The organism is Paenibacillus sp. GYB004, assembly GCF_036577605.1.
In the GTDB taxonomy this organism is placed as follows: Bacteria; Bacillota; Bacilli; order Paenibacillales; family NBRC-103111; genus Paenibacillus_AB; species Paenibacillus_AB oceani.
This window is the reverse complement of record NZ_JARBDB010000011.1, coordinates 329515-345953: the sequence shown is the minus strand read 5'-3', so window position 1 is coordinate 345953 and position 16439 is coordinate 329515. Positions and strand designations below refer to the sequence as shown.

General features: G+C 54.1%; 11 protein-coding genes. 1 reads left to right on the top strand and 10 read right to left on the bottom strand.

The genetic code is table 11. The annotated features are described in order from the left end of the window. Positions 1-63: 63 nt before the first annotated feature. Positions 64-1536, bottom strand: coding sequence for a glycoside hydrolase family 88 protein (locus tag PV433_RS07405; protein ID WP_332071541.1), 1473 nt, complete (start codon positions 1534-1536; stop codon positions 64-66). A gap of 336 nt (positions 1537-1872) precedes the next feature. Between PV433_RS07405 and PV433_RS07400 the strand changes: the two genes are divergently transcribed. Next, positions 1873-2685: a helix-turn-helix domain-containing protein gene (locus PV433_RS07400; RefSeq protein WP_332071540.1), complete on the top strand. Its 813-nt coding sequence runs from the start codon at positions 1873-1875 to the stop codon at positions 2683-2685. A gap of 236 nt (positions 2686-2921) precedes the next feature. On the opposite strand, the gene PV433_RS07395 is transcribed toward PV433_RS07400, so the two are convergent. The 9 genes from PV433_RS07395 to PV433_RS07355 all read right to left on the bottom strand — a co-directional run bounded on the left by PV433_RS07395 (position 2922) and on the right by PV433_RS07355 (position 16438). Next, positions 2922-4931, bottom strand: coding sequence for a sensor histidine kinase (locus tag PV433_RS07395; protein WP_332071539.1), 2010 nt, complete (start codon positions 4929-4931; stop codon positions 2922-2924). After that, a complete protein-coding gene (locus tag PV433_RS07390) occupies positions 4928-5590 on the bottom strand; it encodes a response regulator transcription factor (RefSeq protein WP_332071538.1) in 663 nt (220 codons plus the stop codon). The genes PV433_RS07395 and PV433_RS07390 overlap by 4 nt, the downstream gene beginning before the upstream one ends. Before the next feature lie 201 nt (positions 5591-5791). Then, positions 5792-7021, bottom strand: a complete 1230-nt coding sequence (locus PV433_RS07385; protein WP_332071537.1) for an NAD(P)/FAD-dependent oxidoreductase — start codon at positions 7019-7021, stop codon at positions 5792-5794. 364 nt (positions 7022-7385) lie between these two features. Then, entirely contained in the window at positions 7386-9290 is a 1905-nt protein-coding gene (locus PV433_RS07380) for a heparinase II/III domain-containing protein (RefSeq protein ID WP_332071536.1), read from the bottom strand. 300 nt (positions 9291-9590) lie between these two features. Further along, positions 9591-10373: a carbohydrate ABC transporter permease gene (locus tag PV433_RS07375; protein ID WP_332071647.1), complete on the bottom strand. Its 783-nt coding sequence runs from the start codon at positions 10371-10373 to the stop codon at positions 9591-9593. Between the two features lie 144 nt (positions 10374-10517). Then, the gene (locus PV433_RS07370) at positions 10518-11417 is read right to left on the bottom strand and encodes a carbohydrate ABC transporter permease (RefSeq protein ID WP_332071535.1); all 900 of its coding nucleotides are present in this window, start codon (positions 11415-11417) and stop codon (positions 10518-10520) included. 78 nt (positions 11418-11495) lie between these two features. Further along, the gene (locus tag PV433_RS07365; protein ID WP_332071534.1) at positions 11496-12884 is read right to left on the bottom strand and encodes an ABC transporter substrate-binding protein; all 1389 of its coding nucleotides are present in this window, start codon (positions 12882-12884) and stop codon (positions 11496-11498) included. 157 nt (positions 12885-13041) lie between these two features. After that, complete coding sequence (locus tag PV433_RS07360) at positions 13042-14658, bottom strand: response regulator (protein ID WP_332071533.1); 1617 nt, start codon at positions 14656-14658, stop codon at positions 13042-13044. Then, complete coding sequence (locus tag PV433_RS07355) at positions 14651-16438, bottom strand: cache domain-containing sensor histidine kinase (protein WP_332071532.1); 1788 nt, start codon at positions 16436-16438, stop codon at positions 14651-14653. The genes PV433_RS07360 and PV433_RS07355 overlap by 8 nt, the downstream gene beginning before the upstream one ends. Position 16439: the final 1 nt, after the last annotated feature.

Below are 16439 nucleotides of genomic sequence, written 5' to 3'. Positions count from 1 at the left end.
CTAAAGTGAAGCGCTTTCCTGCTTAAACACACGTTTGGCGGATTCCGACTTACCCCTTAACTTTTATTCGGGCTTCCTTACATCTAAAGACGCATACAGCTGTGCCAACAGCCCCATCCCCATCTGCGACAAGACTCGGTATCCGCAAGTTTGCAGCTCGATCCCGCCCGCATTATGCTGGGTAACGCCCGATAAAATGCCGTCCGGCGTCAGGTACGACTGGATCTCTGCGAGCGCTTTCTCCGCCGCTTCGTAATGCCGCTGTTCCAGCAGTCCTTCCCTCGCACCGAGCGCAAGTGCGGCGGCAATCCCGGCCGAGCCCGACGTTTCGATGCCGGTATCCGGATCGTCGAGAAACGAAGTCCAAACGCCTTCCAGCTGCACCCATTGCAGGGCGACATCCGCAATCCTGCGAATCTCCCGCTCCAGTTCGTTCAGGGCAGGCAGCTGGCCGAAAGCGGAAGATTTCAACTCGTGCCACGTTCGCGTCATGCCGAGCATATACCAGGCATACGCCCGCGACCAGTTGCGGAACACGTAAGCGCCCGTCTTCCGATTGTACCTCAGAAATAGATGAGTGCCCCGGGCCAGCGCGTCGCGGCGTATCATCACCTCGCCGATCGCCCGTTCCGCCAAAGCCGCACGCTCCAGCTTCGCCGCAACTACGGCCATCGGGTATGCGACCGTATACACGCCTTCCGCCGTAATCGTATCTCCGTCGACAATCGCACCGCCTCCAACCTGAAGCCGGGCTTCCCAGAACGAGAGGGTCCGCGAAATCAGCGGGTGATCGGGGTGAAGCTTGGCGATAACCGCAAGCGGCAAAGTCGCCTCGATCGTGGTCAGTTTGTCGTCCGCCGCCTGACCGTGCAAGTCTTCATACCGGAGACTTCCGTCCTCGCTTACATATTGCCGAAGATGCATCCCGATAGCCGGATCGATCCGTTCCGCTCCGACAGACGGACGCAGCGCATATAGTCCGTCCAGCACGCAGCCTTCCAGCCAGCCGAAAGGCTGCAAGGAGGACAACGAGGCGAAGCTGTTCACAAATGCCCCGGTCCGCCGCTTCCCGCCCCCAACGAGCAGATGGGGGACAAATAACCGGCGCGTGTTATCGCCCTGCAGCTCATCGAATATCCATAAAGGCTGGCCATCGCCTTCCATTCTCAGAACGACGCCTTCCCGAAATGCCTCCGCCGTCCGCTCCCCGTCCAGGATAAGCTCGAACGGCTGGAACGTGTACGCATATCGAATATCGAGACTGCCGAGCTTCTCGCCCGACTCTCCGAGCAGGACGTCTACCTTGCACGCCGACCGGTAATCCAGCGCAGCCGTAATCCGCAGCCGGCCCTCGCCCGGGAAAAGCGGATTGATGATCGGCCCCTGCTTCTTCCATTCCAGATAAAGCTCGGATCCGGCGCCGAGCTTGACACCGCTCCAGCCGCGAGGCAGCCTTTTGCCCTCTGGCCAGGCTCCGCCCGCATGATTGCCGATCAGATTCGCCGAATAGTACACAGGAGTTTCATAATTGAACACTGCATGCCCTCCAATGGTATAAAACCGCAAGGAAATAACTTAACAATTTGTAAATACTTTTTCCTCTTATGAATAACCCCGATCCCCTCTGAAAAGCGTCCCCCCTCTAATAAGTGAGCCGATGAATTGGAATATATGCGGTAAGACAACGTATCCCACCATCCCGGCTTTCTTTCCATTGTAGAGATTTCCATTCGAAACTCCATTAAAAATATGTCAATAACTTAACGATATCACTATTAAAAATAGGTAAAACCGATTGCTTTTTACTGACTGCGCCTGTAAGCTCATTTATAGCAGGAAGATTTTCAATCGGCCGACCGGGAGGACATGCTCATGCTTCGACTGGAAAATGTAATATTCGATGACCATATCCCGAACTGGCGAAGATCCAGAATCAAGTCGATGCGGCATGTGATCATTTTTGTCGTGCAGGGAACGTTTCAGTTTGAACTGGACGACTTCCACACCGAGCTTACCAAGGGGGACATCCTGTTCGTTCGCCCGGGGCCCTATCGGTCCGGCACTAACGGCCCCTTCCCTCCGCATCAGAAATATGTAGCTCATTTCCAGCTTGACGAGGCTTCCAGGCAGCTATCGGCCCCTCACGGTTCCGAGAAAGGGTACGTCATCTACAAAACAAACCGGGCCGAATATTTTCGCCAGCGGTTCCATGCTCTGCATCAGGCGTGGATAGACAAAAGCGCCTATCATGAATTCGTCTGCCACGGGCTCATCTCGGAAATATTCGGCTCTATGCTCCAGGAATTGGACCGAAAAAACATCGCATCTTCCAAATTAAAACTTGCCCGCCAAATCGAAAAACATATCCAGCAGCACTTCAAAGAAGAAATCCGGCTCGAACAGCTGTGCGAGCTTGTCCAGCTGTCGCCCAACTACGTGATCCGCATCTTCAAGGAAGTGTTTAACCAGACGCCGCTTGGCTACATTCACCAGCTGCGGGTTTCCGTCGCACGGGACATGCTGCTCCAATCGGATATGACGATCCACGAAATATCGAATTACTTGGGTTTCTGCGATCCGACGTACTTCAATCGCGTATTCCGGAAAATAACCGGCTATCCGCCCTCCCAGCTGCGCAAAGAGCGAAAAGAAGCGGAAGCTGAAAGCGTCGTCCGGAACCGTTAGGAGGATACGTCTTGCGTAAAGGGAGCGGCTCCGAAAACGCAAAAAAAAGCCGGCTTGAGCTCTGGAAAGCCCGAACCGGCTCGGCTGAACGTACCAAATAACGGGTGCTAATCGCTCCTATCCCCCGCGATTATCGCATATGCTGCGGCTGTTGAATAGCGGCTCCCCAGGCAGCAGCATGTGCATGATGAACTAAGCCCGTCGAATGATCCGGCGGCAAGCCCCTCCACGACGGGTCAATGCAGCGGCAAGCGGATGGACAGCTCGCATCCCATCGGGGTTCCATCCGCATCGGCGGATGAACGGATATAAACTTCCCCTCCGAGCAATTCCACCCGTTCCATCATGGCCGATAACCCGAACCCGGGAACGGCGGACCCGAACGGCTCCCCGTCGCTAATAAGCTGAAAATGCAGCGTATCCGCCGCTGTTCGAATCGAAAAGCGGACACAAGCGCATTTGCCATGGCGAATGCCGTTGGTCAATCCCTCCTGAAGCGCATGATACAGCACTCGTTCCGTCAATGCGCCGAGAGCCGGAGCGGGGGGAAGCGAGATGTCCGTCTCAATCTGAATGTCCATCGTATCCTCGGTATATTGGATCAGCTCCCGCAGAGACGACTCCAGTGACATCGGCGGATGGTCGTCATCCGCTTTCATGATTCGGACCGCCTGGCGAATATCATTCAGCCCTTTGCGGACAAGCTCACTTAACAAATCCATCTTTTCCATGGGAAGTCCGCCATTCCGCTCAGCCAGCGTTTTCGTCGCTTCGATCTGCACGATCGCCGCCGTGAGCGTATGTCCCACCACGTCATGCATCTCGTAAGCGATCCGATTCCGCTCTTCCAAGACGGATTTTTCGGCGAGCGTTTCGGCTTTCTCGCGAAGCGTGAGCGCCAGGTTGCGGTTGGCCTGCTCCAGCTCGCCTGTACGCGTATGGACCAGTTGCTCCAGATTGCGGTGAAACTGCTCCAGCTCCTTGTTTTTCACGAGCAGTTCCGCGGCGCTGCGCTCCGCCTCCTGATGAACCCGGCGCACCCTGCTGACGATAACCATGGACATGCAAATGATAAATAAAAACAAAGCATTGGGCAGCAAACCTTCACTGATCCTGTACCAATACGTTTGCGAACTCAGCCATTCGGTTAACAGCCCGGGCATCGTATACAGGACCAGACTGCTGGTCGCACATAGTGTAAAGGTGGAGTTTCCCCGCATTAGCCATAGCTGCTCCTGACGTCCGACGGCTGCACGGTCGCCGGTCGCCGCTTGCGGCGCCCATAATTTGTAGTGCGTAAGCGCATACGCAACGATAATAAAGCCGGCCACCGCTGCAGTCGCGTTGCCATAGATCCGGTACTCCATATACAGCCGCGGCAGCGTAATCGCAGCAGCTACAGACGCCAGCCCGTACACCCCCATCATCGCATGCACGATCAGGATCAGCGGCCGGCGGCCGGCATTAAGCGCGCTGGTATAAAACCCGATACAGCCCCAGATCGCCAGCGGGGTTAACAGCTCATTCCAGTAGTACCCATGCTCCATGTCGATAAACCATTGCATCAGCCGGCAAGAGAACAGAAACGATAACCCCATGGAGAGATTGAACAGTGCAAACCATCCGTACAACGTCACCTTGCGCCGAATAAACATGGCCAGCCCGACAAACCCCGCAGCCACGCTTAAAGTGCCGTATATCACAAAGGTCAGCTCCGAACGGATCAGCGCATACAATATTTGATCCGGTTCGCCGGCCAATACCCAATCGTTGCCGAACAAGGCGTCGCCTTCCCACTCCGTCCGGATCAGCAGCTGTTTTCCTGCGTCCTGCGGATTGATCTGGACCGGATGTATCAATTTCGTGCCGTTGATATGGTCGCTCGCGTTGTCCTTATGAAACCGGTAGATCGAATCCTGATTCAGCATAACCTCAAAATGGGTAAAACGGGCTAAAAATAAATACGGATTCCGCCAGTTCAGCTCGGGCAAGGTGCGCTGCAGCCATACCGTTCCTTTGTACCCCTTCAACAGAAGCCTCGTATCGGCGTTAAAGGGCTTCCAGACAGTGTCCTCCGGACGTTCCGGACCAAAGCCGATTTCCCACTGCCCGACAAGCGCGGCATAAGGCTCGCGATGTTCGCCGACCCGGCTGTTCCGCTCCAGCATCACTGCGGGCAAGAAGGTGCAGAAGACGATCAGGCAGACGAGACACCACAGGAGAAGGGAAATGCGCTCTCTGATCATTCTATCAGCAAACCTTTCAGAATCGAAATCGCGTTCTGCCGGTCGCTTGTCCCGAGTTTATTGTAGATGACGCTGACGTAATTCCGCACGGTTCCTTCGCTCATAAACAACATGGAGGAAATTTGGCGATTCGTATATCCCTCAATCATCAGAACGATAATTCTCCGCTCGCGCTCCGTGAACGCATATCCGCGCTCCTTGATCTTGGCCTCGTCCAGCGTGTCCGCCCGTTCTTCCGACAATACCGACAGCTTGGCGGCCAGCCTCGACGCCACTTGGGCGGGCAGGATGACGTTCCCGTTTATCGCTTCATGAATCGTTTGCACGATAATTCTGGAGGGCATGTCTTTCAGCAGAAAGCCATCCGCTCCGCCCGCCATCGCGTCGACAATAAACCGGTCCTCCGCAAAGGTAGTTAACATAAGCACGATCGTGTCCGGCAGCTCGCGTTTGATCTGCTTCATCGCCTCAATGCCGTCCATCAGCGGCATCTTGATATCCATCAATACTACATCCGGCCGGCATTCCTTTGCCATTCGCACAGCTTCCAGCCCATTTTCGCACAGGCCTGCGATATTCAGCCCGTCCTCCGCCTGAAGAATCGTCTGCAGTCCTTCCCGCAGCAGCCGCTGGTCATCCGCTATAAGGATCGATATCATGCCGTATTCACCTTCTACCCTTCCTTTGTTCGACGCATCCTTACCCTATTGGTAAAAAGTGTAGCAGACACCGGCTGAATCGTATAGGGGAAAGAAGCAAGCCAGAAGCTAAACCCGATCGCGGATTACGCGGGGGTTACTTCCAGCTTGCGATGTCGTTGTAAGTCGTCTCCGTGCGCAGCCACGCACGGTTCGCTCTCCTTATTGTCCGGAAAGCATCCCCATCAGGATCGATTCGAGCTCCTGCGGCTCCACGGCACGGTTATACACGCCCAAAAACGCGCGGGTCGCCTCGGGGCTTGCGGCGATCAGCCGGTTGACCATGTGCTGCTCCTGTGTAAACGGAACGTTTTTAGTAAATTGACAAGCCATTTGAAAGCGCGCCATCATCGTATGCTCCATCTGCTGCTGATAGTCCGCGGCCATCCTTTCCCAGTTGTCGTCCCAATCGCGGTACCGGCTCAAAATGCCGGTCAGAGTGCGTGCGCCGTAAAGCGCGTCCGGCATCCCTTGACCGACGACCGGGTCCTTGAAGGATAAAGCATCGCCTACAAGCGCCCACCCCTTGCCCATCCCCTGGAACCAGTCATTGTTGTAACCGTGCAGCCCTTTGATCTTCTCGGATTGCTGTGCCTTTCTCAAGCGCCCGGGGAGAGGCGAACCGGCAAATCCGCTTTCCGCAATTTCCAGCATGGCGGTATCCGGCGAACTTTGAAATCGGTCCATCCAGTACGCGTCGTTCAAGGGAAACATGATGCCTACGACATACCGGTCGTCGCTCGTCGGGAACACAATCCCCATCTTATCTCCGATTTTGTACAATTCCACATGGATATCGCCGTCCTGCCGATAACCTTCATAATAACCGACATAAGAAGCGAAATCCGTCGGTACGGAATGGAGACATGGACTGTTTACAAGGCCGCGCAGCGCAGACAAGCGGCCGTCCGCACCGACCACCAGCCTGGCTTGGAAGCTCGCCGTTTCGCCGCTGCGGTACACCCCCTTTACCCCCGTTACCGTTTCCCCTTCCCGGATGACGTCGGTGACGCGGAACCCGTCGATCAGCGTCACGCCGTTTTGTGCCAAAGCATGCTGCTGCAGAAGGATATCGAGATGCTTACGGCGTATGCACAGGCCTTGCCTTTCCCCGTCGACTTCCGGAAACCGGCCGTCGATCACCGTATCGTCGAATTGGATAACGGCACGGCTGTAAAGCGGCGTGTTCGTCTCCAAGAGGCGGTCCAGCACTCCCATCTCCCGCAGCATGACCAATGAATTGCTAAGAAAATTATGCGTGGACAACGTGTCGCTCGGAAACTGGGCTTTATCCAGCAGCAGCACCTTCCATCCGGCCTTCGCCAATTCATAGGCCAGCGAAGCGCCTGCTACTCTCGCCCCAACGACAATTACATCAAAGCTGGTATTCATAAACGATACATCCTCTCTCTCTCCAGGCTCAGCGTTCGTTTGCTCATCTCCATTTGACATTTTCATTGTAGCCGGGAGAGGGGAAAGCCGATAGTTACGGGCTGTCATTGTTTTTGTCACGCACAGCCTGATTCTGCGACTCCGGGCCCGGATGACAAAACGGATGACAGCGAGTAACTATATGCGGAAGTGGCGCTCTTATACAATGTGTATACCAGAGCGATATGAAGAGGATGACGAAGCAATGAAGCAGAAGAAATTTATAATGTCACAATTCAACATTTGATTTGTACCGAATTCGAACTACTTCAAAAAGACAGTCCGGAACCGCTACTTACGGCCTCCAGACTGTCTAGATTCATGTCTATTTTGAATCCTTAATCTCGCTGCCCGCTACCGCCGCAAACCGTAGCCGAAAAGTTCCTTCCGCTGCCGGTTCGCGCGCCTTCAGCTTTAATCTATATACCGAATCTCCCCACACCGACAACAATTGGGAGTCCGTGACATGTACGTGCTCCACCTCAGCCGTCAGCCGGTTACTGTCGTATTGAAGGCGCAGTGTCTCACCGATTTTATTAATAAGCTCGATACGCCCTCCTTGCCGCACAATCGGCTCCTGCAGCGTTAGGCAGTTCAGTACAAGATTAGACGTGGCGGCCGACAACCGGAACGTGTCGTTCACTTCCACCGCTGCGTTCTCGTGACTTCCGCGCTGCAAGCTGATCGTGCGCCTCCATGAGACAATGCCGGCTTCTGCCGGATAAGCCGGGGCTATATTCATCGTCACGGCAGCCATATCGTCATTTGCTTCGTACGATGCCTCCGTCGCCCGAAATGACGCCCCCGCCATCTGCTGCACCCCGTTCACGGTAGGAACGCTATGGTAATCGGACTGCATCGTCCAGATTTCGTATCGTCTGGGGCTGAACGTTTTGCTCGTATAGTTCTCCACTCCCGCATCGATCAGAAACGGATGGCCGTTGTAGTAGACGATATAATGACCGATATCGTTATGATTATGGCTCTCGTTGTTGTGTCCGCCTTTTGCCGCGACGTATAGGCCGGATGGGCTTCCCGCATGCTCTCTGGCCGCGAACACCTGCGTGTCCGCCATCCAAACGTCCCTCTCGTACGGTGCGGCGGCAGTCGTTTCAAGCAGCGTTTCGGCGTCGAACAGCTCGCCCAGTATCCGGAAGGGCGACGCGAACGATTCGCGCGTAATCCCGTTCATTTGAAAGGCACATACCCCTAATGCGGACATTCTGCTGTCGCCGATCCGCCTTCCGTACCGATATACGACATCCGCCGAAATTTTCAATCTGGCGTTGCCATCAGCAAAATTCACATAATAATTGCCGTCAATATGCGCCCGATAAATATATTTGCCGATCTGCTGAACGAGCGGTTCTTCGAAAAAGCTGAGCTTGCCGTCCGACGCCAAATAAAGCAGCTCCAGACAATCGAAGAGTGAGGCGCCCGCTCGGCCCCAATAACCGGGGCCTTCGTCGCAGCAGCCGTCCGGATGATACACGTCCATGAAAAAATCGAGACTTTTCGCCGTCTTGGCTACCGCACGACTGCGATCCGCCTCATCCTCCTCGAGCAGGATGAACGCAGACAGGCAATTGGATAAAATCCAAGGGTTCCAATTGTTCACCTTCCTGCCCGAGAATCCCATCCACCAGAAATCGTCGCGCTGCAGGAACGGCTCCAAAATGCGCCGTTTCATTTCATATCGAATCCGTTTAACGACCATGGCGCTTTCCTCGTCAAGCCGCTCCTTCAGCAAATAGACGGTCCATGCCAGCAAGCCGCCTGTTTCGGCGGCAAATAAATCGATGACCGGATCCGCCACGTCCGGCAGCTCGGAACCGGCACTGCTGCGAGATAAGGACATGTGAGCCGGTATTACCCAATACGATTCCTCGCATAGGCACCAGAGCCCGTTGATCAGAGGCTCGATAAACCGGCCTTTGCCTTCTATGCATTCGCCGATCAGGAGCTCGGTAATCACTCTTCTGCGTTTGAAATACAGCTGCTCATAACGGGAACGGTTGCCGTTACGCACGTAGTCCATATACCTGACAGCAGGCAAGGCAGGCCATTCATAGTCGATGCTTTCCTCAGCCCAAGCCAGCCATTTGCTTGTAACCTGCTCGGGAAGCGAGCTCCATGCCTCACTATCGGCGAATTTCGGGAACGGATGAAAGCTGGATGCCGGCAGCAACAGCTCTGTAACGGTCCTTTGATCCAATCTTTGATTAAACAACACTATCATCCCTTTCGCTATATAGAAGCGTAACGGAAGATCGATAACGATAGCGGTCCATGCCGCAAAACCGGTAGCTGGTTTCAAGCTTGCGTATATCTTCTTCCGTTCCTTTCGAAGAACACTTTTTCGAACTATTACGGTGCCATCGTGATTAATTACGAATTGACTACGGAATCACGGCCGACTCAGCCATCGACTCCTTACAAATCCTTACCACCCATCATATTTTAATCTTTAGCCCCTGTAAATAAAAACAGCCCCCGCGAGAGCGAGGGCTGGCTTGTAAAAATGCCGGGATTATCCTTTGATCGAACCTGCCGTCATCTGCATAAACGATTTGTTGGCAAACACGTAAACGAGGAGTATGGGCAAGATCGACAAACAGGCGCCGGCCATCATATAGTGCGTTTGCGCAGCCGCAGACGCGCCGTAGCGCAAGTTGGACAAGCCTACCGTGAGCGGCTGCAAATTCGGCTGGCTCATCGTGAACACAAGCGGCATAATGTATTCATTCCAGGCCGCACGGAACGTAAACAGCGCCGATACCCCCAGTCCCGGCCCTAGCAAAGGCAGGATGATCCGCCAATACGTGCCAAGCATCGAGCTGCCGTCGATTTTGGCGGCCTCGTCCAGCTCCCGCGGGATTGCTCTGACGAAGCTGTACAGGATGAAGTAAGTGGCCGCGTGGGCGCTGACCAGCAAAATAACGACACCCCACAGCGAAGTTTGCAAGTGCAGCGTGACCATGAGTCGGAATTGCGGATGCAGCACCAGCGGACCGACAGAGATGAACATCGTGGCCGCTTGAATGAAGACATACATCCGTCTGCCCGCGAATCGCAGCCGCTCCACGCCGTAGGCAGCCATCGACGCGACGAGCAGCGTTCCCGCTGTCGTGGTTATACTGATAAACAAACTGTTCCACGTATAGCGGGAAAAATTGGCCGTCTTCCATGCCTCCACGTAGTTGGAGAAGTGCCAAGTCTTCGGCAGTATGGTAGCGCCGGCGGTCAACTCGGCGTTCGTTTTGAACGAACCGAGGATGGCCACAAGCACCGGAAATAGCATGAGAAACGCCATAACCAACAAAAAGATCCATAGAAAGATCGTTCCGGGACGTAGAAAGACGGGAACCACGCCGCTTGAAGCGCTCGGCTTGGGCTTTCCCGCAGTTGCTTGCTGCATGATCCATTCCTCCAAGAAAAAAACGGTAGATAGACGGGATTAAACGTTTTGATTTAACTTTCTGGACATATAAAAGTACAGGGCTGTCACGCCGCCGACGATTACCGCCGTCACGAAACCGACCGCGCTGCCGTAGCCGATCTGCTGCTCCAGTACGCTGCTGGCCGATGGCGTCGGGAACAGGAGACGATACAGGTACAGAAACATCACTTCGGTTTTGCCGATCGGCCCGCCGTCCGTCAGCACCATGATGCTTTCATAGCTTTTGAGCGAGTTGATGATCGCCAGCATGATGACCATCTGCAGCACCGGACCGAGCATCGGCACCGTGATGTACCAAAACTTTTGCAAAACGCCCGCGCCATCCAACTCCGAGCTCTCATGAATCTCATGCGGAATGTTCTGCAAACCGGCGATGAATAAAATCATATAGTTGCCGATCGCTCCCCATACCGCGATGAGAATGACCGTCAGCATGGCGTATTTCGGCCCCAGCCATTCAACGCCTTTGTCGGTGATACCTAGCTTGATTAAAAACTGGTTTAAAATGCCGTTGTACGAGTTGAAAATGATGAAAAACACAACGGAAATCACCGCAGAGCTGATAATCGTCGGCAAGAAATAAATCGCCCGCAAAAGCTGCCGCCCTTTGATCGCACGATTGAGGATGACTGCCAATAGGAGCGCCAGCGGCAGCGTCAGAATCAGCTTCCCGCCCGCATAGACGAATGTTTGGACGACGGAATTCCACAGCAAATGATCCGACCATAAGGTGCGGAAGTTGTCCAGCCCGATGAAACGGGGCGTTCCGTACCCTTTGTAATCATAAAACATGTACCGGAACACCCAGAAGATTGGATATACCGTAAACACGAGCGTCAAGAGAAGACTGGGCAAGGTGAAGAAAGCACCCGCCGCATTCGTTCTCCATTGTTTCATGGGTCCCACGAACCTTTCCCCGAAATTACGACAAAGGGTCAGAAGCCACTTCTGACCCTACGCCTTGACGAGCTAATCTCACTTCACTAACATATTTTGCAAATTTTTCGGATCGAAGCTTGGATCAGGCTTCACATCCACTTCCTTGGCGGCAATCGCTTTGTCGAGCGCCTCGTTGTAGCGCTTGTTCAGATCGGCGATGATTTTGTTCAGATCGCCGCCTTGCAGCATGTACTTGAAGAACGCGTCTTGATATTTTTCGCCTTGTACGGCAACGGTTGGCTGAATCGGCCATGCGCCGTCGTACTTTGTCGGAACAAAAAATTCGAAGCCTTTGATATCCGCTTTTTTCGCTTTGCTCAGCACCGATGGCACCATCGAGATCCCGAATCCTTTTTCGTGATAATCGAGCATGATTTGCTCGCCGTACATGAAATTCAGAAACTTGGCGGCTTCTTTCTTATGCTTGGAGTTTTTGCTGATGCTGAGCCACTGGCCGCCTAGGAAGCCGGATGCGCCGCGCACGGTTCCGTCGAACGTAGGAACCTGCGCCGCCGCCCAGCGGATTTTGGCCGGAAACTGGTTCTGGTAGACGCCAGGCTCGGAAGAGAATGAGATGTACATGCCAATTTTGCCTTCGGCAAACTGGGCGCGGAGCGGGTCGATGTCGAGCGATTCCATGCCCGGCAGGGTGCTGCCGTCGACTTGCATCTGTCGGAACGCTTCGACAATAGGTTTGAATCCGCTTACATCAAACCGGCCTGTTTTGAAATCGAAGCCGTAGCCACCATAGCCGTTCAGCTCTGCGATCGCGCGCGCCGAACGGTCGAAGGCGCTGGCCGGGCTCTTGAAGTTGAGGGCGAAGCCGTAAGCTCCATCCGCTTTGCCGACGGCCGTAAGCTTCTTCGCCGTTTCAACCATTTCCTGCAGCGTGCTCGGCGGATTTTTGATGCCGGCCTTCTCGAACAGATCCACGTTATATACAAGTCGCATCGTGTAGCCGTAGTTCGGGAAACTGTACATTTTGCCGTCAAACAGGTTCAGGTCTTTCAGCGGGGTGAACTTGTTTTTAAACTCGGCGTTAAAATAATCGTCGAGCGGCTCCAGATAGCCCTTTTTGTAGAACGTCTGGATCGTGTTCTCCTTGACGCGGAAAATGTCCGGCGACTGCGAAGATGCAAAAGCGAGATCGATCGCCTGATTGTACTCTTCCGTCTTAATAACATAATTGATTTCAATCCCGGGGTTATCGGCTTGAAACTTGGCGATTTTTTCTCGCGTGTAATCGGCGTCGGTACGATCAACCGACCAGAATTCCAGCTTCACCTTATCTTCCGAACCCTTTTTAGTTGCGGACGCGGTCTCGCCCGGGCTTGCGCCGTCGGTGCCGCCACTGCTGTTGCAAGCGGCCAGCGCCAACGTCGTCAGAATGCTGAGTCCCATATACCCGATCTTCTTTTTCCTCATGCCGAAAATCCTCCCTTTCGTTCGTTACCCGCGCTGCGGTAATATCGTGCGGGCCCCCTGAAGCATTTGCTGCTTACTCTTCCAGTATGAAGCTTGGGACACCGACCGTACATGCGGCATGACCAACATCCAGGGTAACAAAACGACGAAGTTTCGCTTACGGCTCGGCCTTGCCCAAGTATGCCTGTCTGAACTCCGACGGCGTCATGCCGGTCACCTTCTTGAACACTTCACTAAAGTATCGCCGGTGCTCGTAGCTGAGCGCATCGGATATTTCCTGCACCTGATAGTCTTCGATCAGCATCTGCTTGGCCCGTTCGATCCGCTCTTGCGTGATGAACTGTTGTACGGTCATGCCGACGATTTTCTTGAACACGTTGGAGAAGTATCCGGCGCTGAGATTAGCCTGTTTGGCGCACTGTTCTACGGTAAGCGGCTGCTTGAGATTGTCCCGAATGTACTGCATCGACTGCCGGACGATTTGTTCCGACTCGCTCGTGCGCTGCATCTCGATCCACTTGCAGCCCTTGCGGCAAATGTCGCCCAGCAGTTGCCGCAGCTCTTGCATCGTTGGCTCCGCCGCCTTGTTCTCGCGAATGCGCCGCTCCAATCCCCGAACTTGCTCATAAGGGAGCTTCTCCAGCAGCACCCGCAGCATCATAAACGCCAGCTCGTAACAAACGCTGATCATATAATCGGGCTTTGGCGTCCCGGTGAATAAATCGTTTAGCAGCTGCGTAAGCAGCACCGAGCTTTTTTCGAGGTTCCCCGCACGCAAAGCGAACAGCAGCTCCTGAGCGGCTGCGGGCGCGAAGCGCGGCGGCTCTTTGTCGGCGCCGGCGATATGAGCGAAGCTGAATGCCCCGTTGCCTCCGGTGTAGAAATGGTAGGAAAAGGCGTGCAACGCTTGCTCGTACGAATCCGGAAGCTGGCTTAGATCGTCCGCAATCAAGCCGATGCCGATCGAGATGGTGAAGCGGGTATACAACGCGATATGAGCGCAGCAGCGGTCGGCGATGCGGCTGGCCAGCTCCGGATCGTCACAATTGAGGATACAGGCGTGGCGGCTCGCACTCTCCCGGAATACGACGCCTTTCGTAAACGTGCCGATCGTTTCCTCGAGAATGTTTTGCAGGGCAAACCGGATCAGTTCCACCTCGTGGGTCGGCAGCGCCGCGAAGCTGCCATCGAAACGATCGATTTCCACAATCATCGCCACGAGCTGCACGGGTTCCAGCGGAATTTGAAAATACCGCCAACGATTCTCAGCCTGCTCGGCGTTTGTCCGGTGATGAACGAGCGTGTTTAAATATTCCTGACGCAGGAGCGGCATGCTTTTCTTCAGCCTTTTCTCCATTTCGTGGACCTCGATCAGGCTGCGTCGCTCTTCTTCCCACGCCTCCTTCGCTTTCAGCACCACTTTGACGATTTCCGCGCGCGAGAACGGCTTCTTCAAAAAATCGAACGCACCAAGCCGAATGGCTTGTTGCGCATAGGCAAAATCGGTAAAGCCGCTCAGAATAACGACTTTGCAGTGCGGGTCCAGCTTCAAGATGTGAGCGGTCATCTCCAGACCGTCCATTCTCGGCATCCGAATGTCCGTCAACACGATATCCGGGCGCGTCTCCTCGACGAGCCGCAGGCCGTCGACACCGCTTCCGGCCGTACCTGCAATCTCGATCCCGTATGACGTCCAATCGATCCTGCTCGTAATCATCTCGACGACGCTGCTGATATCATCGATTACGCATAGTCGAATGGGCCGTTCAATCACTTTCGCCTCCTCCTTCCGTTACCGGCAGCCGCAGTACGACTTCCGCGCCGCGGCCCGGCTCGCTGTATAGATCCATCCGCGCTTGTTCGCCATAATACAATTGCAGCCGATGAGCTATGTTGCGCAGAGCATAGCCTTTTTTGCTTGTGGCGGCATGGTGCATGTTGCGATACACCTCCTCGATGTTCATGCCGCAGCCGTTGTCCTTGACCGAAAGGACGAGCTGCGCCGCCTCCGCATGGATGGCGATGTCGATATGCCCGCCGTATTCGATGTTTTGAAAGCCATGGACAATCGCGTTTTCGACAAGTGGCTGCAGCAAAATTTTCAGTACGCTCGACGACAGATTCACCCCGCTGCCGATCTCGAGGCGGTAATCGAATAACGTGTCGTAGCATTTTTGCTGGATCGCCAAATACATCTTCATGTGAGTAATTTCATCTTCCAGCGTAACCCAATCGCGGCCGCTGCTAAGGCCGAGCTGGAACATGTGGGAGAGCGAAAGAATCATGTCGTTCACGTCGTCGTTCGCCCCGAGCTCCGATTTGCAATAAATCGTGTTCAGCGTGTTATAGAGGAAGTGCGGGTCCATCTGGGCTGTGAGCGCTTTGATTTCCGCCTTCCGCTTTTCCCTTTCCCCGTCCGTAACGTCCTGGATCAATCGTTTGATTTCGTCCAGCATGCGATTGAAGCGAAATCCGACCTGGGCAACCTCATCCCGGTAATGGCTGGCATAACGCACGTTCAAGTCGTTATACTCCACCCGCTTCATCAACTCCTGCAGCTTGTATAGCGGCTTGAGCAGCAGCCTCGTCAGCCCGTTCGATATGAACAGGGAGAGCAGCAGGCAGCCGAACAGCGCGTACAACGTCGATCGTTTGATGCCGTTGACTTGAGCGAGCAGACGCTCCTTGGACTGGACGCCAAGTAAAATCCATTCCTCGCCCACTTCCATTCGCGCGTAGTTGATGAGCGATTCGTTGCCATTCAGCGGATAAAAAAAATAGCCGGTTGTATCTCTGTACAGCCGTTCGAGGAAGGAAGACCGCCACTTGGCATCGGTAGCCGCATAAAAAGGCAAACGAACGATTTCCTGTCCTTTTTCGTTGATGAACATATAGTTCAGTCCGGTCTCGGTCGTATCCTGGTTGTCCGCAATCAAGCGTAACAAATCGTTTTCCTTGACATTAACAATGATGTAGACGTTATAATCCTGATTCGGTATTTCCCCGATCGGGCTCAGCACGAGCGATATGACCTGCTCCCGATTCGAGAAGAAAGCGTCTTCATGGCGCGGCACCCAGAAAGGCCGTTTCTCGATTTTGGCCTGCCGGTACAAGTCGCTGTCGTAGAACGAATGATTCGTGAGGCGAATCGAAGTCGTCGGATAAAAGTCGCCGATCGGAGTGGCGATCAGAATCGATTGGATGTAGCTGTCGTAGAAACTGAATTGCGAGAACACCTTCTGCAACAAGGTTAAATGCTGGTAATACCGGCTCGTATTCGCCGAAGCAACATCATCCATCATCTCTTTGAACGGATCGCTCATAGTCAGCGACATCATCGAGACGGTAATATTACGCAGGCGCTGATCGACGACCTGGGCCGTCTTGTTGATCGTATCTTCGCTTAGCCGGAAGGCGTTTTTTTGAACGACCTTGGCGGCGATGAAGTACGAGATCGTCCCATTCGCGCTTACTGCCAGTGTGATGAGCAGAACAATCGCAAGCCAGATCCGGCTCCGAAACGACAATCCGTAGAACCATGTTTTCATTCGCATC

Coding starts and splice junctions, on each gene's coding strand:
- PV433_RS07400 (WP_332071540.1), top strand. CDS start 1,873: ATGCTTCGACTGGAAAATGTAATATTCGATGACCATATCCCGAACTGG.
- PV433_RS07395 (WP_332071539.1), bottom strand. CDS start 4,931: ATGATCAGAGAGCGCATTTCCCTTCTCCTGTGGTGTCTCGTCTGCCTG.
- PV433_RS07390 (WP_332071538.1), bottom strand. CDS start 5,590: ATGATATCGATCCTTATAGCGGATGACCAGCGGCTGCTGCGGGAAGGA.
- PV433_RS07385 (WP_332071537.1), bottom strand. CDS start 7,021: ATGAATACCAGCTTTGATGTAATTGTCGTTGGGGCGAGAGTAGCAGGC.
- PV433_RS07375 (WP_332071647.1), bottom strand. CDS start 10,373: ATGGCGTTTCTCATGCTATTTCCGGTGCTTGTGGCCATCCTCGGTTCG.
- PV433_RS07370 (WP_332071535.1), bottom strand. CDS start 11,417: ATGAAACAATGGAGAACGAATGCGGCGGGTGCTTTCTTCACCTTGCCC.
- PV433_RS07365 (WP_332071534.1), bottom strand. CDS start 12,884: ATGAGGAAAAAGAAGATCGGGTATATGGGACTCAGCATTCTGACGACG.
- PV433_RS07355 (WP_332071532.1), bottom strand. CDS start 16,438: ATGCGAATGAAAACATGGTTCTACGGATTGTCGTTTCGGAGCCGGATC.